Origin of the sequence: Nocardioides endophyticus, from assembly GCF_039543845.1 — a bacterium.
In the GTDB taxonomy this organism is placed as follows: domain Bacteria; phylum Actinomycetota; class Actinomycetes; order Propionibacteriales; family Nocardioidaceae; genus Nocardioides; species Nocardioides endophyticus.
The window spans coordinates 135617-161046 of the sequence record NZ_BAABKN010000032.1; the positions used below are offsets into that span (position 1 = coordinate 135617).

The 25430-nt window shown below is 72.0% G+C and carries 20 protein-coding genes; 10 read left to right on the top strand and 10 right to left on the bottom strand.

What is annotated here, in order from left to right; genetic code table 11:
• Positions 1–53 precede the first annotated feature (53 nt).
• Both ABEA33_RS23935 and ABEA33_RS23940 read left to right on the top strand, forming a co-directional pair.
• Positions 54–1019: an NAD(P)/FAD-dependent oxidoreductase gene (locus ABEA33_RS23935; protein ID WP_345529609.1), complete on the top strand. Its 966-nt coding sequence runs from the start codon at positions 54–56 to the stop codon at positions 1017–1019.
• Positions 1016–1660, top strand: a complete 645-nt coding sequence (locus ABEA33_RS23940; RefSeq protein WP_345529611.1) for an SAM-dependent methyltransferase — start codon at positions 1016–1018, stop codon at positions 1658–1660. Before ABEA33_RS23935 ends, ABEA33_RS23940 begins: the two co-directional genes overlap by 4 nt.
• Here the strand turns inward: ABEA33_RS23940 and ABEA33_RS23945 are convergent.
• Both ABEA33_RS23945 and ABEA33_RS23950 read right to left on the bottom strand, forming a co-directional pair.
• The gene (locus tag ABEA33_RS23945) at positions 1657–2448 is read right to left on the bottom strand and encodes an ABC transporter permease (protein ID WP_345529612.1); all 792 of its coding nucleotides are present in this window, start codon (positions 2446–2448) and stop codon (positions 1657–1659) included. The two genes, ABEA33_RS23940 and ABEA33_RS23945, sit on opposite strands and share 4 nt — an antisense overlap.
• Positions 2445–3455, bottom strand: a complete 1011-nt coding sequence (locus ABEA33_RS23950; protein WP_345529613.1) for an ABC transporter ATP-binding protein — start codon at positions 3453–3455, stop codon at positions 2445–2447. Before ABEA33_RS23950 ends, ABEA33_RS23945 begins: the two co-directional genes overlap by 4 nt.
• Positions 3456–3517: 62 nt before the next feature.
• On the opposite strand from ABEA33_RS23950, the gene ABEA33_RS23955 reads away from it, so the two are divergent.
• Positions 3518–4552 carry a helix-turn-helix transcriptional regulator gene (locus ABEA33_RS23955; protein ID WP_345529615.1) on the top strand — a complete coding sequence of 345 codons (1035 nt, stop codon included), beginning with the start codon at positions 3518–3520 and terminating at the stop codon, positions 4550–4552.
• Here ABEA33_RS23955 and ABEA33_RS23960 read toward each other — a convergent pair.
• On the bottom strand, positions 4461–5696 hold the full coding sequence (locus tag ABEA33_RS23960) for an MFS transporter (RefSeq protein ID WP_345529616.1): 1236 nt from the start codon (positions 5694–5696) through the stop codon (positions 4461–4463). The two genes, ABEA33_RS23955 and ABEA33_RS23960, sit on opposite strands and share 92 nt — an antisense overlap.
• A gap of 69 nt (positions 5697–5765) precedes the next feature.
• Here ABEA33_RS23960 and ABEA33_RS23965 point away from each other — a divergent pair, with 69 nt between their 5' ends.
• The 3 genes from ABEA33_RS23965 (at position 5766) to ABEA33_RS23975 (ending at position 8129) form a co-directional block, all read left to right on the top strand.
• Positions 5766–6353: a helix-turn-helix domain-containing protein gene (locus ABEA33_RS23965; protein WP_345529617.1), complete on the top strand. Its 588-nt coding sequence runs from the start codon at positions 5766–5768 to the stop codon at positions 6351–6353.
• A complete protein-coding gene (locus tag ABEA33_RS23970) occupies positions 6353–6712 on the top strand; it encodes a sterol carrier family protein (protein ID WP_345529618.1) in 360 nt (119 codons plus the stop codon). Before ABEA33_RS23965 ends, ABEA33_RS23970 begins: the two co-directional genes overlap by 1 nt.
• A 79-nt stretch (positions 6713–6791) precedes the next feature.
• Positions 6792–8129: a dipeptidase gene (locus ABEA33_RS23975; protein ID WP_345529619.1), complete on the top strand. Its 1338-nt coding sequence runs from the start codon at positions 6792–6794 to the stop codon at positions 8127–8129.
• A gap of 12 nt (positions 8130–8141) precedes the next feature.
• Here ABEA33_RS23975 and ABEA33_RS23980 read toward each other — a convergent pair whose 3' ends face one another.
• Positions 8142–9896 (bottom strand): sensor histidine kinase, encoded by a 1755-nt coding sequence (locus ABEA33_RS23980; protein WP_345529620.1) that lies wholly within the window; start codon positions 9894–9896, stop codon positions 8142–8144.
• 59 nt (positions 9897–9955) lie between these two features.
• Entirely contained in the window at positions 9956–11734 is a 1779-nt protein-coding gene (locus tag ABEA33_RS23985; protein ID WP_345529621.1) for a sensor histidine kinase, read from the bottom strand.
• 88 nt (positions 11735–11822) lie between these two features.
• Here ABEA33_RS23985 and purF point away from each other — a divergent pair, with 88 nt between their 5' ends.
• From purF to ABEA33_RS24000, 3 genes are all read left to right on the top strand, one after another.
• The gene (gene purF / locus ABEA33_RS23990; RefSeq protein WP_345529622.1) at positions 11823–13367 is read left to right on the top strand and encodes an amidophosphoribosyltransferase; all 1545 of its coding nucleotides are present in this window, start codon (positions 11823–11825) and stop codon (positions 13365–13367) included.
• A gap of 28 nt (positions 13368–13395) precedes the next feature.
• On the top strand, positions 13396–14460 hold the full coding sequence (purM, locus tag ABEA33_RS23995) for a phosphoribosylformylglycinamidine cyclo-ligase (RefSeq protein ID WP_345529623.1): 1065 nt from the start codon (positions 13396–13398) through the stop codon (positions 14458–14460).
• A 142-nt stretch (positions 14461–14602) separates the two neighbouring features.
• Positions 14603–14791: a DUF3073 domain-containing protein gene (locus ABEA33_RS24000; RefSeq protein ID WP_345529625.1), complete on the top strand. Its 189-nt coding sequence runs from the start codon at positions 14603–14605 to the stop codon at positions 14789–14791.
• Positions 14792–14936: 145 nt separating this feature from the next.
• Here the strand turns inward: ABEA33_RS24000 and ABEA33_RS24005 are convergent, their stop codons facing one another.
• The 3 genes from ABEA33_RS24005 to ABEA33_RS24015 form a co-directional block, all read right to left on the bottom strand.
• On the bottom strand, positions 14937–16028 hold the full coding sequence (locus tag ABEA33_RS24005; RefSeq protein WP_345529626.1) for a Glu/Leu/Phe/Val family dehydrogenase: 1092 nt from the start codon (positions 16026–16028) through the stop codon (positions 14937–14939).
• 86 nt (positions 16029–16114) lie between these two features.
• Positions 16115–17392 carry a hypothetical protein gene (locus ABEA33_RS24010; protein WP_345529627.1) on the bottom strand — a complete coding sequence of 426 codons (1278 nt, stop codon included), beginning with the start codon at positions 17390–17392 and terminating at the stop codon, positions 16115–16117.
• A 9-nt stretch (positions 17393–17401) separates the two neighbouring features.
• Positions 17402–20629, bottom strand: coding sequence for a response regulator (locus tag ABEA33_RS24015; protein WP_345529628.1), 3228 nt, complete (start codon positions 20627–20629; stop codon positions 17402–17404).
• A 34-nt stretch (positions 20630–20663) separates the two neighbouring features.
• Between ABEA33_RS24015 and ABEA33_RS24020 the strand changes: the two genes are divergently transcribed.
• Entirely contained in the window at positions 20664–21731 is a 1068-nt protein-coding gene (locus ABEA33_RS24020) for an LLM class flavin-dependent oxidoreductase (protein WP_345529630.1), read from the top strand.
• A 66-nt stretch (positions 21732–21797) separates the two neighbouring features.
• Here the strand turns inward: ABEA33_RS24020 and ABEA33_RS24025 are convergent, their stop codons facing one another.
• Together ABEA33_RS24025 and ABEA33_RS24030 are read right to left on the bottom strand one after the other, a co-directional pair.
• A complete protein-coding gene (locus tag ABEA33_RS24025) occupies positions 21798–23810 on the bottom strand; it encodes a sensor histidine kinase (protein ID WP_345529631.1) in 2013 nt (670 codons plus the stop codon).
• A 145-nt stretch (positions 23811–23955) separates the two neighbouring features.
• Positions 23956–25257, bottom strand: a complete 1302-nt coding sequence (locus ABEA33_RS24030) for an HNH endonuclease signature motif containing protein (RefSeq protein ID WP_345529632.1) — start codon at positions 25255–25257, stop codon at positions 23956–23958.
• Positions 25258–25430 lie beyond the last annotated feature (173 nt).

Here is a 25430-nt window from a genome sequence, read left to right on the forward strand (position 1 = left end):
ACTTCGGCAACAGAAGTTGTCAATACGGCGAACGACTCCGCACACTCGGCGACATGGAGAAAACACACGAGTACGACGTGGTCGTCGTCGGCGGCGGAGCCGCCGGCCTGAGCGGAGCGCTGGCCCTGGGTCGCGCTCGCCGTACGGTCCTGGTCGTGGACGCGGGCGACCCCCGCAACGCCCCGGCCGGTCACGTTCACAACTACCTCGGCCGGGAGGGGACCCCGCCGGCCGAGCTGCTGGAGATCGGCCGCGCCGAGGTGGCGGCGTACGGCGTGGAGGTGCGGCGCGGCCGCGTCACCACGGCGACCCGGAGCGATGTCGGGTTCGACCTCGCGCTCGACGACGGCGCCACCGTCGCAGCGCGCCGGTTGCTGGTGACGACGGGGCTGACCGACGTGCTCCCTGACGTGCCAGGGCTGGCCGAGCGGTTCGGCCGCGACGTGCTGCACTGCCCCTACTGCCACGGGTTCGAGGTGCGCGACCAGGCGATCGGCATCGTCGCGAGCAATGCGTTCGCCGTGCACGGCGCCCAGCTCTGGGGACAGTGGACCGACGACGTGACGCTGTTCCTCAACGACCACCTGGACCTGTCGCCAGAGGACGCGGAGAAGCTCGCCGCGCGCGGCGTGACCGTGGTGGAGGGTCCGATCGCCGAGGTCGTCATCGAGGACGACCGACTGGCCGGCGTACGCCTGCAGTCCGGTGAGGTCGTACGGCGCGAGGCTCTGGTCGCGGGACCGACGTTCGTCGCCAACTCCGATCTGCTCTCCTCGCTCGGCCTCGAGCCGGCGGCGGTGGAGATGAACGGCGTGGTCTTCGGGTACGCCGTGCCGGCCGACCCCAACGGACGGACGACGGTGCCCGGTGTCTGGGTCGCCGGCAACGTCACCGACCTGCGCGCGCAGGTCATCTCCGCCGCCGCCGGGGGCCTGAACGCGGGTGCCATGATCAACATGGACCTCATCGAGGAAGAGACCGCCGCGGCGGTCGCGACGTACCGGAAGGTTTCAGCATGAGCCACGGCCAGAGCCACGGGGAGATCGCCCGCGAGCACTTCGAGCAGTCGTCCTGGGACGAGCGGTACGCCGGCGAGGCCCGCACCTGGAGCGGCCGGCCGAACGCCGTGCTGGTGGCCGAGGCGACCGACCTCACACCGGGCCGCGCGGTCGACCTGGGCTGCGGCGAGGGTGGCGACGCGATCTGGCTGGCCGAGCGGGGCTGGCAGGTGACCGCGATCGACTTCTCGGAGGCCGGGCTGCGCAAGGCCGCCGAGCACGCGCAGGAGCGTGGGGTGGCCGACCGCATCGAGTTCCGCCAGGCCGATCTGCGGACCTGGACCCCCGAGGGCGAGCAGTGGGACCTGGTCACGTCCTGCTTCCTGCACCTGCTCGACCACGGGATGGTCGAGGCCACCCGCCAGATGGCGGAGGCGGTCGCCCCCAGTGGCACCCTGCTCGTCGCCGGCCACCACCCCGACGACGAGCACACCGGGCTGCGCTGGTCGATGCCGGGCGTGATGTTCACCGCGGAGGAGCTCGTGCCGGCCGTCGACGCCGAGCGGTTCGACGTGCGGGCCGAGGCGCCGACGCGGACAGAGACCCGCCACGACGAGACGCACACCGTCACCGATGCGGTGCTCGTCGCCCGGCGGCGCTAGCTGGACCGGTTCATCGCGCGCACTCCGACCACGAGTCCGAGTGCGGCGGTGACGCCGGCGGCCACGAATCCGGTGAGCACGGTGTCGGCCGGGAAGGTGCCCGAGAAGAGGGCGCGCTCTGCCTCGACGATGTAGGTCAGCGGGTTGACGTCCGACGCCGCCTGCAGCCACCCAGGCGCGCCCTCGAGGGGGAGGAGGACGCCGGCGAGCAGCAGGATCGGGAAGATCAGCGTCTGCTGGACGGTCCAGAAGAGCCACTGCTGGTCCTTCGCCACCAGGGCGAGGGTGAAGCTGAGCGCCCCGATGCCGACGGCGAAGAGCGCCAGCACCAGCATCCCGACGAGCACGCCGCCCAGGTGCAGCTCGAAGGAGAACGGCGTCACCGCGAGCAGGATGATGGCGGTCTGCATGAGCATCGGCACCACTTCCTTCAGGGCGCGGCCGACGAGCAGCGCGGGTCGCGACAGCGGGGAGACCAGCAGTCGCTCGTGCGAGCCCGTCACGATCTCCTCCATCAGGTTGGCGCCGGTGAAGCTCGCACTCATCAGTGCCGTCATCGCGACGATGCCGGGCACGAACCACTGCAGCGCCGAGTCGCCCCCCGGGCCGCCGTCGGGCAGCAGCGGGGCGAACAGGCCGAGGAACACCAGCGGCTGGACCATCGCGAAGAGCACCGAGACCGGCTGCCGGAGCACCGGCCTGAGCTCGCGGGTCATCACGTTCCAGGTGTCCGCGACGGAGCCGGGGTCGCGGTCGAGGTCGACGTGCGGGACGGTGAGGGTGCTCATGCTGCTGCTCCTTCGAGCTCGGTGTCGGTGCTCGTGCTGGTCTCGCGCAGGCTGCGCCCGGTGAGCTCGAGGAAGACGTCGTCGAGCGTGGGCCCGACGACCTCGATGCGACTCACCGGAGCGCCGACGGCCGGCAGGTCGGTGACCAGGCCGGACGCCAGGTCGCGCCCGTGCGCCACCCGGACGGTGAGGTCGGTCCCGTCGACGGACACCTGAGCTCCGTCGATCCGCTCGGCCCGGGCAGCCGCCGCGACGGCGTACGACGGGTCCGCGAAGCCGAGCGAGATCAGGTCGCCGAGCGTCGACTTGAGGCGCGGTGCGGTGTCGTCGGCGATCACCTCGCCGTGGTCGATCACGACCACGCGGCCGGCCAGGGCGTCGGCCTCCTCGAGGTAGTGCGTGGTGAGGACGATCGTGGTGCCGAGGTCCTGGTGCAGCCGGCGGACCTGCTCCTGGAGGTTGACCCGGTTCTGCGGGTCGAGGCCGGTCGACGGCTCGTCGAGGAAGAGCAGTGGCGGCGACGCGACCAGGCCGATCGCCACGTCGAGCCGGCGGCGCTGGCCGCCCGAGAGCGTGGACACCGGACGGTCGGCGTGCTCGGTCAGGTCGAACGCCGCGAGCAGCTCCTCGGCCCGGACGCGGGCCGCGCTCCGCGTCATGCCGTAGGCGCGGGCCTGGCTGACGATCTCGTCGCGGCCGCGCTGCTGGTGACCGGCGGCGTTGCCCTGGCCGACGTACCCGATGGACCGGCGTACGGCGGCGCGCTCGCGCACCACGTCGTGGCCGACCACCTCGGCGCTGCCGGAGGTCGGGGCGATCAGCGTGGTGAGCATCCGCAGGGTCGTGGACTTGCCGGCGCCGTTGGGGCCGAGGAAGGCCACCAGCTCGCCGGCGGCGATCTCCAGGTCGAGGCCGCGGACGGCCTCGATCGTCTGCTTCTGACGGGTGAAGTGCCGGGTGAGTCCCCGGGTCCGAATCATGGGCTGAGCCATCGGTGTCTGGGTCATGTCCTCCACGCTAGGAAGACATGCGGTCAGTTTCTGGCCTCAATCGGGTCTACCCTGGATCCATGTCCACCAGCGCCCGCATGCTGCGGCTCCTCTCGTTGCTGCAGACCCATCGCTACTGGCCGGGGGCAGACCTCTCCGAACGGCTCGAGGTCAGCCCCCGGACCCTGCGTCGCGACATCGACCGGCTGCGCGAGCTCGGGTACGCCGTCGACGCGGTCCGTGGTGTCTCCGGCGGCTACCAGCTACGCGCCGGGGGCGCGCTGCCGCCGCTCCTCCTCGAGGACGACGAGGCGGTCGCCATCGCGGTCGGCCTGCACACCGTCGCGTCCGGTGCGGTCGCCGGTCTCGAGGAGACGTCGGTCCAGGCGCTCACCAAGGTGATCGCGCTGATGCCACCTCGCCTGCGCCGACGGATGGACGCCCTGCGCTCCCAGACCGACGGCGTTGCCTGGGGCGGCGGCCCGGTGATCGACGCGCGCGTGCTGACGGTCCTCGCCCAGGCCTGCCGCGACGACGAGCTGCTGACCTTCGGCTACCAGGCGCGCGACAAGGAGCCGACGCACCGCCGCGTCGAGCCGCACCGCCTGGTCTCACTTGGTCGGCGCTGGTACCTGGTCGCCTACGACCGCGACCGCCAGGACTGGCGCTCCTTCCGGGTCGACCGGATCTCCGTGCCCGAGGCCACCGAGGTGCGGTTCCGGCCGCGCGAGCTGCCGGCCGAGGACGCGCCTGCATTCGTGCGGGCCGGGATCAAGGCAGTCGGCCAGCGCTACGTCGTACGCGTCCGCCTGACGGCCGGCGCCGACGGGGTCGAGGCGTACGTCGGCCGCTGGGCCACCATCGAGCCCGACGGGTCGGGCTGCGTGATGACCATGCAGACCGACACCCTGGACTGGCCGCTGATGGTGCTTGCCCACCTCGATAGTGAGTTCACCGTCGAGAGCCCGCCTGAGCTGGTCGACCTGGTGGCGGGGGCAGCGGCGCGGTTCGGCCGCGCGTCGGTCAGGCCGCAGCCCAGCGGTCCCAGGCCGCCGGACGCGGCACCGACCGGACGCTCACCGAGAGGGTCGGGATCAGGGCGACCCCGGCGGTGAGTACGCCGAGCACCGCGATCGCCGGTCCGCCGCCGATGCCGGACAGCAGGGCACCCGCGAGCAGCGGCGCGAGCGGCAGGGCCGACATCGACACGAACTGGCTGGTGGCCTGGACCCGGCCGAGCAGCTCGGGTGGGGTGACCGCGACTCGGTAGGACCCGATGCCCGCGTTGCCGGCCGGGTTGAGGAGCATCCCGATGGCCAGTGCGCCGGCGACGACGGCGGGCTGGTTCCACAGTGCCAGCGGTACGACGAGGGGCAGGAAGCTCCAGGCGACCGCGATGGTCAGCCGCCCGGTCGCCGTACGCTCGATGACCCAGGGGGCGAGGACCGCGCCGACGATGCCGCACAGGCCCGCGGCCGCCTCGACCAGGCCGATCTGGAAGGCCGGGAAGCCGCCCTCGATCAACCGCAGCACAGCGACGAAGAAGAGGGCGTTGACGGCGAGGTTGGTGAGGGCGCCCCAGACGGTCAGCACCCGGAAGAACGGGCGGGACGCGATGAATCGGACGCCTTCGGCGATGTCCTGGGCCGGCCGCCGAGGCGATGTCGTGGTCGGGGCGGACAGGTCGGTGCGCACGCGGCCGAGCAGCAGCCACGACACCGCGAAGCTGACGGCGTCGGCGGCGAACGGCAGCCACCGCGTCACGGCGTACAGCACGCCACCGAGCGGCGCACCGATCAGGCCGGCGACGTGGAGGCGGGCCTGGTTCTGGCTCATCGCGGTCGGCAGGTCCTCGTCGGCGACGACGGTCCGCAGCGCCGACATCTCCGCCGGTGAGAAGAGCCCGGCGGCAGCGCCGGTCAGCAGGGCGACGACCAGCAGGTGGGGGACGGTGAGTGTCCCCGCCAGGTCGGCCGCCACCAGGGACGCGTAGAGCAGCACGCCGGTGCCGGTCGACGCGCGCATGATCCGCCGCCGGTCGAAGCGGTCGGCCAGCACGCCGGCGGGCAGCAGGGTGGCGGCCAGTCCGAGCAGATGCGCGGCCTCGGCGCCAGCCGCGACGAGGGTCGATCCGGTGAGGGCGTAGGCGATGAGCGGGAAGACGAACATGCTCACCCGGCTGCCGAGCTCGCTGATCGTCTGGCCCACCCAGAGCACCGTGAAGTCGTGGTTGCGGGCGAGGTTGCGGTAGCCGGGCACATCCGCACCATATGTTGCGCAAGTAAGGTTGCGCAATGATGCGTGCGCAATTCCGCTAGGCTGGGCGGCATGCCGTACCACTCCCAGGGTCAGCCGGTCCACGACCCGAAGATCCTCCGGGCGATCGCTCACCCGGTCCGCAACCGGATCCTCACCGAGCTGACCGCGAGCGGCTCGATGAGGGCCGCCGACCTGGCCCGCGAGCTCGGCATCCCCGCCAACCAGGCGAGCTTCCACCTGCGGCAGCTCGCGAAGTACGGCCTGGTGGAGGAGGATCCGGACGCCGCCCGCGACAAACGTGACCGGGTCTGGCGCCCGACCTCGGAGCACGGGTTGACGGTCCGGCTCGACGACCTGGAGCAGCAACCTGGTGGGCAGGCAGCGTCCGCGGTCTTCCGGCAGAACGCTGCGAGCTGGGGACACGCGGTCGTCGACGCGGCGTACCACGGCCCCCGCGACCCGGAGACGCTGCGCACCGTCAACGAGAGCGCGGTCCGGCTGACCCAGGAGGAGGCAGGGCAGCTCGCCGAAGAGCTCGACGCCGTCATCGCGGCGTGGACCAAGCGCACCCGCGGCCGCGGTCCGGAACGCCGTACCTACCTGTGGTTCTCCGTCCTGCAGCCCTATCCCGAGACCCTCGCGGCGGAGGAGGACTGATGGCCGCTCGCCTCCGGCCGGCCGACCCGGCTGACGTCGCCGCCGCCCTCGGCCGGGTGGCCGCGGACGAGGCCGACCGCGTCGACCTCCGGCTGCTCACCAAGCACTTCCTCGCCGTCCTGGAGGACCGCGCGCCCGGCCACTCGGTGGAGGTGCGCGTCCCGCCGTACGCCGCCGTGCAGGTGATCCCCGGCGTCCGGCACACGCGCGGCACCCCGCCCGCCGTCGTCGAGATGGACGCCGGCACCTGGATCGCCCTGGCCTCCGGCACCGTCTCCTGGGCGGACGCCGAGTCGGCCGGCCGAGTCCGTGCCAGCGGGGAGCGGGCCGACCTGGCGCCGTACCTCCCGTTGGGGTAGTCCCCGACGGGATGGTTCGCCAGCGGCCGCCCAGGGGTCCGTATCGTCAGGGACTACCCCGACGTTTAGGTTGGCGGACATGAGCGACGACATCCGCGCGAAGATCCAGTCCGTGCTGCCCGGGGTCCGCAAGGACCTCGAGGACCTGGTCCGGATCCAGTCGGTCAGTGCCGACCCGGAGCGCCTGAGCGAGGTCGAGAAGAGCGCTCAGAAGACGGCCGAGCTGTTCGCGGCCGAGGGCGTCGAGGTGGAGATCGTGCGAGCGTACGACGGCGCGCCGCCCGCGGTCATCGGGGAGAAGAAGGGCCCGGAGGGTGCGCCGACCGTGCTGCTCTACGCCCACCACGACGTGCAGCCCGAGAACGACCACGCCGACTGGGACTCCGCGCCGTGGGAGCCGACCGAGCGCGACGGCCGGCTCTACGGCCGCGGTGCCGCCGACGACAAGGCCGGCATCATGGCGCACGTCGGGGCGCTGCGCGTGTACGGCGACGACCTGCCCGTGACCGTGCGCCTCTTCATCGAGGGCGAGGAGGAGGTCGGCTCCGACACCCTGGTCGAGCTCCTGGGCAAGTACCAGGAGCGTCTCGAGGCCGACGTCATCGTGATCGCCGACTCCGGCAACTGGGACATCGGCGTCCCGGCACTCACGACCAGCCTGCGCGGACTCGTCCGCGTCGACATCGAGGTGCGCACCCTCACCCACGCCGTCCACTCCGGCATGTGGGGCGGCCTGGTGCCGGACTCGCTGATGACCCTGAGCCGAGTCATCGCGTCGCTCCACGACGACGCCGGCGACGTCGTGATCGACGGCCTGTACAGCGGCCCGGCCGCCGACGTGGACTACCCCGAGGAGCGGCTGCGGGCCGAGTCCGGCGGCGCCCCCGGCATCGAGTGGATCGGGACCGGGTCGACCGTCGAGCGGCTCTGGACCAAGCCCGCGCTCAGCATCACCGGCCTCGACGCGCCCAAGGTCGCGGGCGCCAGCAACACCCTCGTCCCGGCAGCGCGCGCCCGCATCTCGCTGCGGATCGCCCCCGGCGACACCACCGCCAACGCCCTCGACTGCCTGCTCCGCCACCTCGAGGCGAACGTGCCGTGGGGTGCGACGCTCACCCACACCGTCGTCGACACCGGCGAGGCGACGCAGATCGACGCCAGCGGACCGGCGTACGACGCGGCGCGGGCGGCGTTCACCGAGGCCTGGGACGGCACCGCGCCGGTCGACATGGGCGTGGGCGGCTCGATCCCGTTCATCGCCGAGTTCCTCGAGGCGTTCCCTGAGGCGAGCGTGCTGGTGACCGGCGTCGAGGACCCCGACACCCGCGCCCACGGCGCCAACGAGGGCCTGCACCTCGCGGAGTTCGAGAAGGTCGTGCTGGCAGAGGCGCTGCTGCTGCGCAACCTCGCCGGCTGACCCGCCGACCCCTCAGGCCGCGCGCAGCCGAACCCGGAACGTGCTGCCGCTGCCCAGCGTCGACTCGAGCTCGATGCTGCCGCCGTGCCGGTCCACCACCCGTTGCACGATCGCCAAGCCCAGGCCGGTGCCCGAGCGATGGGTCGCGGCCGGGTCCGCGGACCGGTAGAAGTCCTCGAACACGTGGGCCTGGTCCGCCGCTGAGATGCCGATCCCGTCGTCGGCGCAGGTCAGCACGATCTCCTGGTCGAGGGTCTCGAGGGTCACAACGACGTGCCCCCCATCGGGGGTGTACTTCACGGCGTTGCTCACCAGGTTGGCGACGATGTGCTCGAGCTCGTGCGCGGCGCCGAGCACCCAGGTCGGCTCGTCGGGCAGCTCGCGGACGACGCTGATGCTGCGGCGCTCCGCCGGACCCGTGTTGAGGTCGACGATGTCGGCGACGATCGCGGTGAAGTCCACCTGGCGCGGTGCCTCGAGCTCGCCGCTGGCGGTCCGGTGCAGCACGAGCAGCTCCTCGACGACCCGTGCCAGGCGCACGCTGCCGCGCTGGATCGCCTCGACCGCCGAGCGGGACAGGTCCGAGAGGCCAGGGTCGCCTTCGAGCAGCTCCAGGAACCCGATGATGCTGGTCAGCGGCGTCCGCAGCTCGTGCGAGACGGTCGCGACCAGGTGGGTCTTGTAGTCCGCGAGCTCCTGCAGCTCCTGGACCAGCCGGTGCTCGCGCTCGAAGTTGCCCGCGGTGGCGAGCGCCAGCCCGAGGTCGCGGCCGATGTCGAGCGCGACCTCGGCCTCGCCGGTGCTCCACTCCGCATCGCCGGCCCCGCGCGTCAGCCCGATCCAGCCGAGGCAGTCCGCCCCGGCGCCGAGAGGTACGACGAGCAGCGACTCGGCGGCCAGGAAGCCCAGCACGAGCGCGAGCTCCTCCGGACCCAGGGGTTCGGGCGGCGGTCGGTCCGGGGCGAAGACGCCGACGGTCTGGTGCTCCCACGCGGCGGCGGCGTACCTCGCGAGGATGTCGGTCAGGACCGGCGGCGGTGAGTGCGGGTCGACGTCGTGGACGGGTCGTGGCTCGGTGCCGAAGAGATGGGTCCACAGCGTCTGCGCCCGGAACCCGTCGACGATGGCCGAGCCGCACTGCGTGAGGACGTCGTTGACCGACATCGAGCCGGTGGCGCGCCGCACGATGTCGGCGGCAGCGCTCGCGAGCCGGATCTGCTCGGCCAGGCGCTCCCGGTCCAGGATCGCCTCGATCGCCCGGCAGGCCTGACCTGCGTAGGTGTCCATGAGGACGCGCTCGGCGCCGTCCGGCACCCGGCCGTCGCGGGGCGCGTCGAAGCCGAGCACGGCGCGCAGGGTTCCGTCGGCGTGGTGCATCGGCGCCACCAGGATGTCCTCCGGGTGCCACACCCCCGGCACGCCGTCGCGGGGAGCGTCGGAGGTCCACCCCCAGCGGTCGAGGTCCAGCTGATGCCGATCGTATGGGAGGAAGCTGAGCGCACCCCAGACGTCCGCTGCCGCGAGCGCCTCGACGAGCAGGTCGGCCGGGGCGAGGGTGTCCAGCAGCGCCTCGCGAGCGTCGTCCGGGCCGACCACGGAGAGCTGGTGGAGGTAGCCGTCGTCGCGTACGCCGCTCACGCCGATCACCTCGAAGCCGGTCACCTGGGCCAGCGTGTCGATGATCGGGAGCAGCGACTCGCGGGCCTGGTCGTCCGACCACCGCGACCCGCGGACGGGCCGCTGGAAGGCGGGCGGTTGCTCGGACATCGGGCCGATCCTATGGAGCGAGACGGCCCGGCCGCCGCCAGTTGCCCATGATTGCGGGCTCAGGCGGCCGGCAGGTGGACCTCGAACGTGCTGCCGCGGCCGAGCTCGGACTCGATGTCCAGCCGCCCGTCGTGCCGCTCCACGATGCGCCGCACGATCGCCAGGCCCAGGCCGGTGCCCGGCTGGGCGAGGGCCAGCGGGTTCGACGAGCGGAAGAACTCCGTGCCGAGCTGGGCGACGTCTTCCGCGGACATCCCGATCCCCTCGTCCTGGCAGCTGAGCACGACGTCGTCGCCGACGAGCTCGAGACGGACCGTCACGTCGCCGCCCTCGGGGGTGTACTTGACCGCGTTGCTGATCAGGTTGGCGCACACCCGGTCCAGCTCGTCGGAGTCGCCGAGGGCGAAGACCGGCTGCTCGGGCAGCTCGACGTGCAGCTCGATCCGCTTCTGCTGGGCCGACAGCCCGACCAGGTCGATCACGTCCTCGACGACCTGGCTCAGGTCGACCGGGCTGGCGATGACAGGGTTGTCCGGGTCGCCGACCTTCGAGAGCAGCAGCAGGTCGTCGATCACCTTCACCATCCGCTGGGCTCCGCGCTCCATCGCGGCGAGCGAGCCGGTCACCCGGTCCGAGAGGCCCGTCGAGGTCTCGAGCATCTCGAGATGCCCCAGCACGGACGAGAGCGGGTTCTTGAGCTCGTGGGCGACGGTGGCGATCAGCTGGCCCTTGTAGGCGTCGAGCTCCTGGAGCTCGACGACCAGCCGGTGCTCCCGCTCGAACGTGCGCGCGTTGAGGATGGCGCGGCCCAGGTCGTGGCCGATGTCGAGGGCCGCCGTGGCCTCTGCCTCGGTCCAGCCCGATGCCCCGGTCTCGCGCGTCAGCACCAGGTTGCCGAGGCACTCCGGGCCGGCGCCGAGCGGGATGAAGAGCAGCGACTCGACCTCGATCGACCGGAGGAAGTCGAGGACGGCTCGCCCCTCCTGCTCGCTGAGCGGGTCGACCGGGCGGTCCGGCGCGATGACGACCGCCTGTTGCTGCTGCCATGCCAGGACCGCGGTGGCCTCCGCGATCTCGACAAGGTGGTCGTCGAGACTCACCTCGGCGCCGTCGGAGGAGTAGATGTGCCCGGTGTCCGCGTCATCGCGGCCGAACGTCTGGATCCACATCCCGGCGGCGCTGAACCCCTCGATGAGGGCGTCCTGGCAGTCGGCGAAGATGCGGTCGAGGCTGAGCTGGGCGCTCGCGCGCCGGACGATCCGGCGAGCCGCCTCCGCCATTCTCACCCGCTCGGCGAGCTCCTCACGCTCGAGGGCGATCACCACGGCTCGACCGGCCTGCTCGGCGTACTGGTTGAGCAGGGCGCGCTGCGCCAGGCTCGGCCGCTTGCCGTCGAGGGGCAGGTCCATGGCGAGGCTGCCGCGCAGCACCCCGCCGTCGTCGTACAACGGCGCGATCAGCAGGTCGAGCGGGTGCCAGGCATCGGGGCCCTCGATCGGCTCGATGTCGGGGATCCAGCCCCAGGTGTCCCCGGTCGACGAGTCGAGCCGCTCGTGCGGGACGAACCGCAGCAGGCCCCAGTCGTCGGCGTTCGCCAGCTCCTGGAGGAGGCGGTCGACCGGCGCACGGGTGCCCTCCAGCTCGGCGCGGGCCTGTTCGTTGCCCGCGATCGCCACCGACTCGAGGTTGCCGTCCCCGCGCACCACACTGATGGCCGCGATCCCGAATCCCGCGAGCTGGGTGACGCCCTCGGCGATCAGCTGGAGAGCGTCGCGCGACGCAGCGTCCGACAGGCGGGCGCGCTGGCGGGTCGGCTCCGCCGGGGTGTCCCGGGGCATGGTTCCTCGTCTTCTTCGAGTGGTCGACGTCATGGTATGCGCGCGCCCCGGACTGGGTGGTATGAACGGGCGGCCCTAGACTCGGAGCGTGCCCTTCCAACACAGCCCCCGCAAGGGTGGCGACGGCAGGCTGACCGCGGCGCTCGACCCGCACGACCAGGGTCCCCAGGACGCGTGTGGCGTCTTCGGTGTCTGGGCGCCGGGCGAGGACGTCGCCAAGCTGACGTACTTCGGGCTCTACGCCCTCCAGCACCGTGGCCAGGAGTCGGCGGGCATCGCCGTCAGCAACGGCCGCCAGATCCTGGTCTACAAGGACATGGGTCTGGTCTCACAGGTCTTCGACGAGACCACGCTGGCCTCGCTCAAGGGCCACCTCGCGATCGGCCACAGCCGCTACTCGACGACCGGCGCGAGCACCTGGCAGAACGCGCAACCGACGTTCCGGCCGACCGCCGACGGCTCCATCGCCCTCGGCCACAACGGCAACCTGATCAACACCGCCGAGCTCGCCCAGATGGTCGTGGACCTCCCCGGCCCCGACGACGAGCTCGAGCTGCACACGCGCCCGCAGGAGACCTCGACCAACGACACCAGCCTGGTCACTGCGCTGCTCGCCCACCACCCCGACACCTCGCTGGAGCAGCGAGCGCTCGAGGTACTGCCCCTGCTCCAGGGGGCGTTCTGCTTCGTCTGGATGAACGAGAACACGCTGTACGCCGCCCGCGACCCACAGGGCATCCGTCCGCTCGTGCTCGGCCGCCTCGACCGGGGATGGGTCGTCGCATCCGAGGACGCGGCGTTGGCCACCATCGGTGCCAGCGTGGTCCGCGAGGTCGAGCCCGGCGAGATGATCGTCATCGACGAGAACGGCCTGCGCTCGCACAAGTTCGCCGAGCCGGACCGCAAGGGCTGTGTCTTCGAGTACGTCTACCTCGCCCGTCCCGACGCCACCATCAGCGGCCGCAGCGTCCACGAGTCGCGGGTCGAGATGGGTCGCCAGCTGGCCCGTGAGTTCCCCGTCGAGGCCGACCTCGTCATCCCGGTGCCCGAGTCCGGCACCCCGGCTGCCGCCGGGTACGCCGAGGAGTCGGGCATCCCGTTCGGCCAGGGCTTCGTCAAGAACGCGTACGTCGGCCGCACGTTCATCCAGCCGAGCCAGACCCTGCGTCAGCTCGGCATCCGGCTCAAGCTCAACGCACTGGAGCACATGATCCGGGGCAAGCGGATCGTGGTCGTCGACGACTCGATCGTCCGTGGCAACACCCAGCGCGCCCAGGTGCGGATGCTCCGCGAGGCGGGCGCCCTCGAGGTGCACGTGCGGATCTCCAGCCCGCCGGTGAAGTGGCCGTGCTTCTACGGCATCGACTTCGCGACCCGCGCCGAGCTGATCGCCAACGGTCTGACGCCCGAGGAGATCGCCGCCAGCGTCGGCGCCGACACCTTGGGCTACATCTCTCTCGACGGGATGATCGACGCGACCAAACAGAAGCGGGACACGCTGTGCACCGCCTGCTTCACCGGCGCATACCCGATCGAGCTGCCCGACGAGAGCCTCCTCGGCAAGCACCTCCTCGAGGCGACCCTGACGTCGCCGACGGTGGGCAAGGCACTGCCCGTCCTGAACAACCCCTGACTCCGAACAACGCTGACCAGGAGCCCCCGTGAGCGAGTCCAACGCGTACGCCGAGGCCGGCGTCAACATCCAGGCCGCCGACACGGCCATCGAGCTGATGAAGGGCTGGATCGAGAAGTCCCGTCGGCCTGAGGTCATCGGTGGTCTCGGTGGTTTCGCGGGGCTCTTCGACGCGTCCGCGCTGACGCGCTACACCCGTCCGCTGCTGGCGACCTCGACCGACGGCGTGGGCACCAAGGTCGCGATCGCGCAGGCGATGGACATTCACGACACCATCGGCTTCGACCTGGTCGGCATGGTCGTCGACGACCTGGTCGTCTGTGGCGCCGAGCCGCTCTTCATGACCGACTACATCGCGACCGGCCGCGTCGTACCCGAGAAGATCGCGGCGATCGTCAAGGGCATCGCCGAGGGCTGCGTCCTGGCCGGGTGCGCGCTCGTCGGCGGTGAGACCGCGGAGCACCCGGGACTGCTCGGCCCGGACGACTACGACGTCGCCGGCGCGACCACCGGCGTGGTCGAGGCCGACAAGCTGCTCGGCCCCGGCCGGGTCCGCCCCGGTGACGTGGTGATCGCCATGGAGGCGTCGGGCCTGCACTCCAACGGCTACTCCCTGGTGCGGCACGTGCTCCTCGAGAAGTCCGGCCTCGCGCTCGAGGGGCACCACGACGAGCTCGGCCGCACGCTCGGCGAGGAGCTGCTCGAGCCGACCCGGATCTATGCCAAGGCCTGCCTCGCGCTGGCCGACCGCACCCGCACGCACGCGATGTCCCACGTGACCGGCGGTGGCCTGGCCGCCAACCTCGAGCGGGTCATGCCCGTCGAGCTCTCAGCCACCCTGGATCGGTCCTCATGGACCCCGCAGCCGATCTTCGACCTGGTCCGTCGGATCGGCGACGTACCCCAGCCCGACCTGGAGATGACCCTCAACTGCGGCGTCGGCATGGTCTCGCTGACTGATCCCGAGGACGTGGACGCCGCGATCGCCGTGCTCGCAGAGCACGGCGTCCGGGCCTGGGTCGCCGGCGAGGTCGGCGCGGCGACGGGTCGTGGCGGGGCCGTCGAGCTGGTCGGTCAGCACCCCGGCTGGTGACATTCGGGTGATTCCATGCGGAATCGCTGGAACCGATGTGCAGGAACAGCCAGGCAACAGGTAGCGTTGGGACCACGAGAACTCTTTGAGACCAGCCCGGGTGCCTCTGTGCCCCGGCCGAGCGTGCGAGGGGGCTGACCCTATGGGGCGCGGCCGAGCGAAAGCCAAGCAGACGAAGGTCGCTCGCGACCTGAAGTACCGCACTCACGAGACGGACTTCGGTGCGCTCGCCAGTGAGCTACACGGCTCCAGCGGCGAAGACGACAGCGGGCAGGTAGAGCCCGAAGAGCTCGAGAAGTGGTCGGACTACTCCGACTCTCGGCGAGACTGACGCAGCCGCGCCAGCGGGTGCGTCGGGGCCTGGTCCCACGTGTCACGGGTTTCCCCGGCTGACCGGGGAAACCGCACGACACGCCGGGACGATGCGGCGTGTCGCGCGGGTCTCCCCGGCCGACCGGGGAAACCCGCGCGCCGGCTCAACCCCGCGGGACCCACATCCCGCGCAGTCGGCCGACCTCCCGCATCCGCTGCTCGGCCAGCCGGTCGGCGGCGATAGCGGGGGGTAGGCCCTCCGACGCGGCGAGTTCGAACACGCGCAGCGTGGTGTCGAAGATGCCGGTGGCGCGCTGCTGGGCGCGCTCGAACGAGAAGCCCTCCAGCTCGTCGGCCACCTGGATCAGGCCGCCGGCGTTGACGCAGTAGTCGGGGGCGTAGAGGATCCCGCGCTCCTCGAGCGCCTTCTCGACACCCGGGTGGGCGAGCTGGTTGTTGGCCGCCCCGCAGACGATCGTGGCGGAGAGGGCATCGACGACGTCGTCGGTGATCGCATCGCCCATCGCGCAGGGCGCGTAGACGTCGAGCTCGGAGGCGATGAGGTCCGCCTCGGACGCCACCACCCGCACGGTCGGGTGCTCGTCACGGATCCGCTCGAGGGCCGGCGCGTAGACGTCGGTCACCACGACCGCGGCGCCGTCCTCCACGAGGTGCCGCACCAGGTGCCGCCCGACCTTGCCGACGCCGGCGACGCCGACCGTGCGGCGGGCGAGCGAGGTCGTGCCCCACGCGACCTGGGCCGCGGCGCGCATGCCCTGGAAGACGCCGTACGCCGTGAGCACCGAGCTGTCGCCCGCGCCGCCGTGGGCGACGGTGCGGCCGGTGACGAACGAGCACTCGCGCGCGATGTCGTCCATGTCGGCCGAGAAGGTGCCGACGTCGCACGCCGTGTAGTAGCGGCCGCCGAGCGACTGGACGTGCCGACCGTAGGCACGCAGCAGCGGCTCGGACTTCAGGCTCGCCGGGTCGCCGATGATCACGGCCTTGCCGCCGCCGAGGTCGAGACCCGCGAGCGCGGCCTTGTAGGACATCCCGCGCGAGAGGTTGAGGACGTCGCGCAGCGCGTCGGACGTCGAGGCGTAGGGGTGGAAGCGGGTGCCGCCGAGTGCGGGGCCGAGGGCGGTCGAGTGGACGGCGATGATCGCCTTGAGTCCGGTGGCCGGGTCGTTCGCGAAGACGACCTGCTCGTGCTCGAAGCCCTGGTCGAAGACGTCGACGGAGCCGGATGCAGACATGGGATGGTCCTGCTTTCTGGTGTCGGCCACGGGGTGGTGTGGCGCGGTGACGGGTAGGTGCACGCAGGGATGGCGCGTGCTCCACGTCACACGGTAGTCCGTGCCTCCGGGCGCAGGAAAACCACGTCGCCATGGGTGCCGTAGCCCGGGATCGGACCGCCGTGCCGGGTGCCGTCGAAGGCGACGAGCAGCCAGGAGTCGCCCTCGGGCAGGAGGGTCGGCCACGGGATGTTGGTGGGGTACGGCGCCGCGACGGTGCCGGTCTCACGCAGGTCCAGGTCGAAGATCGGGTAGCGCCGGCGCTGGCGTCGCCGGCTATCCGGGCCGTCGCTCGCGAGCACCCGCCAGTCGCCGCCGATGCGCAGCAGGGTGGTGCCCTCGGTCGCGATCCGGTCGGTCGCCGCCGACCGGAGGGTGAGGGTGTCGAGCGACGGGCCGCTCGCCAGCGCCGGGTGGAAGGTGAAAAAGGCCGGCGCGCTCACGAAGCCGACCAGCCAGCCGTCGTCGGTGCGCACCAGGTGTGGGTCCCAGACCCCGACGGAGCGCAACCCCTCGGTCGGCAGGGAGAGTGCCCGGGTGTCGAGCAGGTGCCGACCGGTCAGCAGGTCGGCGGTGGCCTCGGCCAGGTTGACGCCCACGCTCGCTCCGGGCCGACGCCGGTCGAAGTCGCCCCAGGTGCTGGTGGCGACCAGCCAGCCGTCGCCGTCGCGGACCAGGTGCGTGGCGTGGTCGCCGTACGCACCCGGCGCGTCCGGCCGGCGGAAGAAGAGGTCCGAGAGGTGCTCCAGGTCGAGCGTCGCGGGGTCGAGCGCCCAGACCGAGGTGTGCGCGGTGTCGAAGAAGCCGGGGCCGGCGCTGGTGGCGGTCAGGACGACCCGGCCCTCGAGCCGGTACGGCGTCCCGTCGGCGTTGCTCGCGACCCGGATGTCGCGCAGCCCGAGCTGGCCGAAGCGCCCGGCGACCGGCGCGTCGCTGGTCAGGCGGGTGAGCCAGGCCTCGTCCCGCGTGTCGATCCGGTGCTGCAGGTCCACCCGGGCGCGAGCGACCCAGGCTCCGCCGTGGCGGGTCAGCGCGGTGACGTGGGTCCCGGTGAGGGCGAGGCCGACCGCGTCGACCGGGCCGTCCGGCCGGGCGTGCCGTCGCGACCGGTGCTCGGTGGTGCGTCCACGGGTGGTGACCTCGAGCCACACCGCATCCCCGTCGTACCTCGCCACCAGACGGTCTTCGCCGGACTCGAGGGCGACGGTGCCCGGACCGGTGGCGGCGGCGTACGGCGCGACCACCTCGTCGATCGACGAGCCCGGGACGACCAGGTCGACCGGTCGGCTGCGGCCGGCCTCGACAAATCGGGGGAGCACGGGCACCGCCGAAGTCTAGGGAGAGCCTGGTCCCTTGGCCGTCGCCTGCTGCAGCGCAGAGACGGCGACGTCGACCTCGGCGGTCAGCTCGTCGAGCATCGCCTCCGCGCCGTCGGTGCGTCCGGCGGTCCCGAGTGCCTCCAAGCGGGCCGCGGCGGCGGCCACCCGGGGCAGCCCCAGGTTGAGTGCGCTGCCCTTGAGCTGGTGGGCGGAGGTGAGCAGCGAGTTGGCGTTCTGCCGCTCCACGGATCCCCGGATGGAGACCAGCTGGTCGCCGACGCGGCCCATGAACGACGCGGCGGTGCGCTCGAAGAACGACGTCCCATCCTTCACCAGGCCCTCGAGCATCCGCACCCGGTCGGCGTCGAGGACGCCGATCACCGCGGCGGCCTCGGGAGCTCGCTCGCGCGTCGTCGGCGGCTCGACGGCGGCAGCGGCGGGCAGGTCGGCCCAGGTGCGCAGGGCACGCTCGACCTCGCCCGCGTCGACGGGCTTCGTGAGGTAGTCGTCCATGCCGGCCTCGATGCAGCGCTCCCGCTCGCCCTCCAGCGCCGAGGCGGTCATCGCGATGATCGGTACCCGCTGCCCCGGCGGCTCCTGCGCCCGGACCTGGCGGGTCGCGTCGAACCCGTCGAGCCGGGGCATCCGGCAGTCCATGAACACCACCGCGTACTCGTGCGGCCGCGTCAGCCGTTCGACCGCTTCGACGCCGTCGCCGGCGAGGTCGACGGTGCAGCCGAGGTTCTCCAGCAGTCCGGTCGCGACCATCTGGTTGACCGGGTTGTCCTCGACCACGAGCACCCGGATGCCGAGCGCCGGATCCGCGCCTCGGCTGCGGGCGCGGGCCGCACGGAGCGAGCGCGGGGCGAGTACGCCGAGGAGCGCGTCGTGCAGCTCGACCTGGCGCACCGGCTTGCTCAGGCTGCTGCGGATCCCGGCGTCGGCGACCTGCTGCCGTGGCACCTGCTCCGAGCTGAGCAGCAGCAGCTGCAGGCCGGCGTACGACGGCTCGCTCCGCACCTGGCGTGCCAGCTGGAGCCCGTCGACGTCGGGCATCTGCAGGTCGAGCAGGGCCACCTCGAACGGGTCGCCGATCGCGACGCCTTCGCGCAGCGCCTCGAGCGCCTCGGCGGCGGACGGCACGGCGTACGCGCGCATCCGCCAGGCGGAGAGCTGGCCCTCGAGGATGAACCGGTTGGTCTCGTTGTCGTCGACGACCAGGATGCGGCGGCCGCGCAGCTGGACCGGGACGTCGAACCCCCGGTCCGCGGCACCCGCCACCCGTTCGAGCCGGGCGGTGAAGGAGAACGTGCTGCCGGAGCCCGGCTCGCTGGTCACCCAGAGCTCACCGCCGAGAGCGTCGACGAGCTGGCGGGAGATCGCGAGGCCGAGACCGGTGCCACCGTGCCGGCGGGTGGTCGACGGGTCGGCCTGGGTGAAGGCGTCGAACAGCCGGTCGCGCGAGGCCGGCTCGATGCCGACACCGGTGTCGGTGACGTCGACCCGCAGCACCACCTCGCGCGGGGTCTGCCGCTCGACGCGCGCCTCGATGACGACCTCGCCGCTGTCGGTGAACTTGACCGCGTTGGACCCGAGGTTGCTGATCACCTGGCCGAAGCGCACGGAGTCGCCGCGCAGCTGCATCGGGACGTCGGGGTGGCAGGCGATGATCAGCTCGAGGCCCTTCTCGTGGGCCGGACCGCTGAGCACGGACGCGACCTGGTCGAAGACCGCACGGACGTCGAAGTCCGCTGCCTCGAGCTCGAGCTTGCCGGACTCGATCTTGGAGAGGTCGAGGATGTCGTTGATGATGCCGAGCAGGGTCATGCCGGCGTTCTGGAGGTTCGCGGTCAGCCGCCGCTGGTGCTCGTCGAGGTCGGTGCGCATCAGCAGGTCCGTGAGCCCGATGACGCCGTTCATCGGCGTGCGGATCTCGTGCGACATCGTCGCGAGGAACTCCGACTTCAGCCGGGAGGCCTCCATGGCGTCGTCGCGCGCCTCAGCGAGCTCGCCCGCGCTGCGCTCGCGCTCCGCGACGACACTGAGCTGGTGGGCGATCTGCGACATCATCTGGTGGGAGTTGTCGTCGGGCGGGAGCTCGTCGGCGATCAGCTCGACCACGCAGACGACCTCGTCGCCGAGCACGACCGGCATGGCGACCAGCGAGTGCGTGTCCGCCAGCACCGACGGCGTCCCGACGGTGACTGCATGCGTCGCGCGCGCTGTCTCGGCCAGCGCGGGGTCGGCCGCGACGCCGAGCCCGATGCCGCCCAGGTCCAGCACCTCGGGCTGGTCGCCGGGCACGTCGTACAGGTAGGCGCAGACCGCGGCCCAGGTCGTGTGCTCTGGGACGCCGGCGCCCGCCATCAGCAGCGCATCGCGCAGGCTGGTCGCCCGGTTGGCCGCCATCGCCATCTGCTGCAGCAGGAAGAGGCGCCTGGTCGACTCCTCCGCGTACACGTCCGCGTTGCGGAGGTCGGTGATGTCCTGCGTGGTGCCGCTCATCCGGACGGCCTCGCCGTCCGCTGCCCGCTCGATGACGCCGCGGCCGCGGAGCCAGCGGACCTGGCCGTCGGGGAGGAGCACCCGGTGGTCGAACTCGTACTCGCCGGCACCGGACTCGGCGGCGCCCTGGATCACCGCGCTCGCATGCTCGCGGTCCCCGGGGTGCAGCAGCGACAGATAGGTCTCGAAGTCGGGCGACGTGCCGGTCGCGACTCCGAAGATCCGGCACATCTCGTCCGACCACTGCACCCGGTCGGCCCGGACGTCCCAGGCCCAGCTGCCGATGTGGGCGATCTGCTGGGCCGTGGCGAGCTGCTGCTCGCGCTCCACGAGTGCCTCGACCAGCTCCTTGCGCTCGGTGTACGGCGTGACGCGGTGCAGCCAGCCCATCCGGGTGCCGTCGTCGTCGTGGACCGGCGTGTAGCTGATCAGGCCCCAGGCCGCCGTACCGTCCGGGCGGACGAAGTAGGCCTCGAAGTTCTCGGCGCCGGTGCCGCTGACGAGCATCTCGGAGAGGTGCGCGTCGAAGTCGCGCCGGCCCTGCTCGTCGAACACGTCGTGCACGTGGAGACCGAACAGCTCGTCGAGATCACGGCCGAGCAGGCGCGCCATGTTGGCGTTGGCCCACTTCGTCACACCGCTGTCGTCGAAGAGCCAGAGGCCGTCCGGGTTGGCGTCGAGGAGTCGCCGAACCAGCGCCGGGTCGTCCCACGGTCGCTGCTCACCCCCGGTTGCCATGACTCATTCCTACCGGACCGACGAGGATGGTGGCGTGAACATCGAATCCCTGGGCACCCCGGACGCGCCGACCTTCGGTCTGGATACCTTCGGCGACCTCGAACGCGACCCCGCCACGGGGCCGGACGGGCCGCTGGTCGGACATCCGGAAGCGATCAGGCAGGTGGTCGCCGAGGCGGTCCTGGCCGACCGGGTGGGAGTCGACTTCTTCGGGGTCGGTGAGCATCACCGGCCCGACTTCGCGATCAGCGCCCCGGACGTGGTGCTGGCCGCGATCGCCGGACAGACCTCCCGGATCCGGCTCGGTACGTCGGTCACCGTGCTCAGCTCCGACGACCCGATCCGGGTCTACCAGCGGTTCGCGACCCTCGATGCCGTCTCGTCGGGCCGGGCCGAGGTGACCCTCGGCCGCGGCTCGTTCACCGAGTCGTTCCCTCTCTTCGGGCTGTCGCTCGACGACTACGAGGTGCTGTTCTCCGAGAAGCTGGAGCTGTTCGCCCGGCTGCTGCGGGAGGAGCCGGTCAGCTGGGAGGGTACGATCCGCCCACCGCTCGACGGCATCCAGGCGTTCCCGCGGACCGAGCGAGGCCTGGTCGCCTGGGTCGGCGTCGGCGGCACCCCCGAGTCGGTCGCCCGTGCCGCGTCGTACGGACTGCCGTTGGTGGTCGCGGTGATCGGCGGCTCACCCGGGCAGTTCGTGCCGCTCGTCGAGCTCTACCACCGCGCGCTGGCGCACTACGGCCACGGCATCCTGCCCGTGTCGATGCACAGCCCGGGTCACGTCGCCGCGACCGACGAGCTGGCCCGCGAGCAGATGTATCCCCACCAGGCCGCCGCCTTCACGAAGATCGGCCGCGAGCGCGGCTGGGGTCCCTACACTCCGGACCAGTTCGAGGCCGGGGCCGGACCGCAGGGTGCTCTGTTCGTCGGCTCGCCGGAGACCATCGCCCACAAGATCGCCTGGGCGATCCGCACGCTCGGCCTCTCCCGCTTCCAGCTCAAGTACGCCGTCGGCACCCTGCCCCACGAGCAGCGGATGGAGTCGATCCGCCTCTACGGCACCGAGGTCGTCCCACGCGTCCGCGAGCTCTTGGCGGAGTGAGTCCTGTGGGGTGGTTTCGAGGCTCGCCGCTAGCGCGGCTCGCACCTCAACCACCCGTGACCACCCTCAGGGCAGCAGCATCCGGACCGTCGTACCGCGGCCGGGGGTCGCCGGGGTGACCTCGAGGGTGCCACCCAGCTCGACGGACCGCTCGCGCATCGAGCGCAGGCCGATGCCCGCGCCGCTGCCGTCGACCACCCCGTCGCCGTCGTCGGTGACCGTGAGGACGAGCCGACGCTCGTCCGGCCGCGCCAGCCGCACCGAGCACCGGCGCGCGCCGGCGTGCCGGTGCGCGTTGAGCACGGCCTCCGCCGCCACGTGGTAGATCGCGACCTGTCGGCGGCTGTCGATCAGATCGGGGTTGTCGGCTTCGACCTGCACGCAGAACTCGGGGCTCGAGAACCGGCGGCCCAGCGCCTCGAGCGCCTCACCGAGACGGCCCTCCTCGAGCGCGGGCGGGAGCAGCGCGCGCGCCATCAGGCGCACGTCCTGCGCGCGGTGCGTCAGCTCCTCCTGCAGCTGGGCGAGGAGGTCGGAGTCCGGCGGAGTCAGCGTCGAGGTCCGGTCGATGCCCGCCAGCGCGAGCGAGATCCCGGCCAGGGACGGTCCGAGACTGTCGTGGAGCTCCCGGCGCAGCAGCCGGCGCTCCTCCTGCCGCACGTCGAGCAGCCGCCCGCGGGCGCGCTCGAGATCGGCGTTGACCAGCGCGAGGTCAAGGGCGCTCGCGACCAGGCCGGAGATCTGCTGCACGAGCTGCAGCGTCCGTAGGTCGAGCCGCTCGCCCGCCGGCGGGCCGAGCCACAGCGTGCCGACCTGGCGTCCCCGGCTGCGGAGCACCACAGCCACGAGCTGCTCGCCGGGCTCGCCGACCGTCACCGTCAGGGCGCCCTCGTCGGCGTCGACCACGACGGCAGCGAGCCGCAGGCTGTGCCGCAGCGCCTCGGTCAGCCCCTCGAGGACGGTGCGCTCGTCGGTGGCGGCGCCGACGTCGGCGCCGAGGCGCTCGAGCAGCTCGCCGGCGTCCGAGGTGGACCCGAACACCAGCCGCTCCACCCGGCGCTGCAGCCAGGCCCGCATCGGCATGATGCCGACGGCCAGCAGCGCGACGGCCAGCAGGCCGGCGGAGTCACGGCCGACGGGCAGCAGCTGGCCGCCGAGCCAGACGAGCACGACGTACGCCGTGATCACGAAGAGCGTCAGCAACGCGCCGACGGTGGCCCGCGAGACCGCGAGATCGAGGTTCCACGACGATCCGCGCACGACGACGAAGATCGCCGCCGGCAGCATCAGCATCGCAGCGGTGAGAGTCCCGGCGCCGATGGTGAGCATCGGCTGCCCGAGGCTCAGGCCCAGCTCGAAGGCGAGGTAGGCGAACGTGGTCGTCGCGACGCTGGCGAGCACCCAGCCGAGCGGACGTCGTTGGTCGACGCCTCCGCGCCGGACCCGTACGGCGAGTGCGGCGACGGCCACGAGGCCGAGCAGGAAGTAGATCGGGATCACCCAGTCGTCGTACGCCTGGGCGGCATCGGCCAGTTCGGTGCCGGCCGTGATGGGGTTCGGCGGCCCGTCCTCGATCTGCATGAGGTAGCGGACGATCCCGGCTGATACGGCGATCAGGACGGCGAGCAGTGCCAGCACTCGGCGCAGGCCCGTCGGCGCGCGCTGCCCGATCAGGCACGGGATGACCAGGGTGCAGGTCAGGACACCGACGATCCAGCCGGAGATGACGAGCTGGACGATCCAGGCGTACGCCGGCAGGGAGCCGTGCTCGACGCCGAGCAGGGCGTACTGGATCCCGAGCGAGGTCAGGCTGAAGCCCAGCCCGACCAGCAGCAGCGCCCAGCCGATCACGTGGCCGCTGCGCACCAGCACGAAGACGCCGAACGGCGCGTAGACGATCGCGATCAGGACGTCGGTCGGGAAGAACTGGCGGTGGACGGTGAACTCCGGGTCCGGCGCGCCCACGTTGACCACCGCGAGCACGAGCGCGGCGAGGGTCACCATCGACGTGGCGACCCCGACGGCCAGCGCGGCACCGCGCCGACCGGGTCCACCGGGCGCGACATCGACGTCGACCACGCCGCACCCTCCCGTCCTCCGCCGGCCCCCGGGGCATCATCGTGCCGCAGGTGTCCCGGTCGCGAGGGCTGGTTGCCCCGGTCGGCCGGGATTCGCCCGGGGCGGACATGGCGCTAGCCCCGCCGGCGGTGCCGGCGAGGTGGTCTCAGAGGGTATGTCGGGTGTGGCGGGTGTCCCAGTCGTAGGAGTAGCCGTAGCGGCTGGTCCAGGTGAAGGTGGTGGGTCCGGTGCGTTCGACGGTCCAGCCGCCGTGGGTCTTGTAGCGGTGGTGTCCTCGGCATAGCGGGGCGAGGTTCGCGCTGTCGGTGGGGCAGCCGCGTTGGGGCTCGGTGACGTGGTCGAGGTCGGCGGACCGGGATGGTCGGCTGCAGTGCGGGTAGACGCAGGTCGCGTTGGTGAGGACCGCCTGCTCGCGTTGCGCGTCGGTGGGCCGGTAGGCGTCGGTGTGCAGGTTGTCGTTGAGGTCGATGACCGGGCGGATGGTGACGCGGGTGTTGGTGCCGGCGCACCAGTCCTTGACCTGCTCGACGCTGATCGCGGAGCGGGTGTTCTCGACCCCGGCGACCGCACCATCCACGGCACGGTCGGAGAGGTGGAGGTAGATCATCAGCTCCCGCTTGCGGACGGGCGGTGCGGGTCGATCCGTGTCCTGGTCGGTCTGGAGGTCGAGGGTGAGGTCGCGGCGGGCGAGGGCGCCGGCGGCCAGGGAGCGGCGTACGTCGAGGGACTCGTCGCAGCCCAGGCGGCCCAGCTGGGCGGCGCCGGTGGTGATGGCGTCGTTGAGGTCGAGCGCGTCAGCCAGGTCGAGGTCGGCGTCGACGTGCACGGTGCCGTCGAAGGAGACCTGATTGGTGTCGATGTCGAAGTGGCGGGCGTCGGCGGCTTCCCGGCGGCGCTTGTCGGCCTCGGCCGGGTCGAACAGCCGCAGGGCGTCGGCGACGGCGCGGTCGATCTGGGCGAACGAGCACCGGTGCGCCTGGTGTGCGAGGTGGGTGTCGACGTAGGCGGCGGCCTCGGGGCACAGGCTCTTGGTGGCGTGTGCGATCTTGCGGGCTCTCCACACCGGCACCCGCCCGGTGGTCACCACTGCCCAGAGTTTGGGGAGCCGGTACCGGAGCTCGAGGGCGTCGCCGAGGTACGTCCGTCCGGCGTCGGTCGACATCCCCAGAGCCAGTGCGAGGTCGGCGACGCAGAACTCCGCGACCAGCGGCGCCCCCGGCCCGGCGATCGCGAGCTCGCCTTCGGTGCCCTCGACTGTCGCGGCGCCATGGGTGATGGACTCGACGGGGTGCATGACCGCCCACCGGACCGCGAGTCTCAGCTTGGCGACCTCCGCTGTATTCACGACCTGGTGGTGGGAGTGCAGCGCGGCCAGCACCTGGTCCGGGGAGTCGTACGACTCCTCGAACTCGTCCCCGGAACCGGGGTGGTGCTGTGCTTCGCTCATAGGTCTAGCCAAGCACTGGCCACCGACAGTGGGATGCTCAGAACCCCTTGTTCGACCGGGATGTGGACACTTTTCGGAGATAGTTCGAGAGAGATTTCGGCGTGGTCTTCGGTGGGTGGTTTCGAGGCTGTGAGGGTTGGTGATGGCTGGCCCGGGGCTGGCTGGCAGAGTGG

Bases quoted from the DNA above. Each gene is read 5' to 3' on its own strand.
- ABEA33_RS23975 (WP_345529619.1), top strand. From the start codon at position 6,792: ATGAGCGACGACATCCGCGCGAAGATCCAGTCCGTGCTGCCCGGGGTC.
- ABEA33_RS24030 (WP_345529632.1), bottom strand. From the start codon at position 25,257: ATGAGCGAAGCACAGCACCACCCCGGTTCCGGGGACGAGTTCGAGGAG.
- ABEA33_RS23970 (WP_345529618.1), top strand. From the start codon at position 6,353: ATGGCCGCTCGCCTCCGGCCGGCCGACCCGGCTGACGTCGCCGCCGCC.
- ABEA33_RS23965 (WP_345529617.1), top strand. From the start codon at position 5,766: ATGCCGTACCACTCCCAGGGTCAGCCGGTCCACGACCCGAAGATCCTC.
- ABEA33_RS23940 (WP_345529611.1), top strand. From the start codon at position 1,016: ATGAGCCACGGCCAGAGCCACGGGGAGATCGCCCGCGAGCACTTCGAG.
- ABEA33_RS23945 (WP_345529612.1), bottom strand. From the start codon at position 2,448: ATGAGCACCCTCACCGTCCCGCACGTCGACCTCGACCGCGACCCCGGC.
- ABEA33_RS24000 (WP_345529625.1), top strand. From the start codon at position 14,603: ATGGGGCGCGGCCGAGCGAAAGCCAAGCAGACGAAGGTCGCTCGCGAC.
- ABEA33_RS24005 (WP_345529626.1), bottom strand. From the start codon at position 16,028: ATGTCTGCATCCGGCTCCGTCGACGTCTTCGACCAGGGCTTCGAGCAC.
- ABEA33_RS23980 (WP_345529620.1), bottom strand. From the start codon at position 9,896: ATGTCCGAGCAACCGCCCGCCTTCCAGCGGCCCGTCCGCGGGTCGCGG.
- ABEA33_RS23955 (WP_345529615.1), top strand. From the start codon at position 3,518: ATGTCCACCAGCGCCCGCATGCTGCGGCTCCTCTCGTTGCTGCAGACC.
- ABEA33_RS23935 (WP_345529609.1), top strand. From the start codon at position 54: ATGGAGAAAACACACGAGTACGACGTGGTCGTCGTCGGCGGCGGAGCC.
- ABEA33_RS23985 (WP_345529621.1), bottom strand. From the start codon at position 11,734: ATGCCCCGGGACACCCCGGCGGAGCCGACCCGCCAGCGCGCCCGCCTG.
- ABEA33_RS23950 (WP_345529613.1), bottom strand. From the start codon at position 3,455: ATGACCCAGACACCGATGGCTCAGCCCATGATTCGGACCCGGGGACTC.
- ABEA33_RS24015 (WP_345529628.1), bottom strand. From the start codon at position 20,629: ATGGCAACCGGGGGTGAGCAGCGACCGTGGGACGACCCGGCGCTGGTT.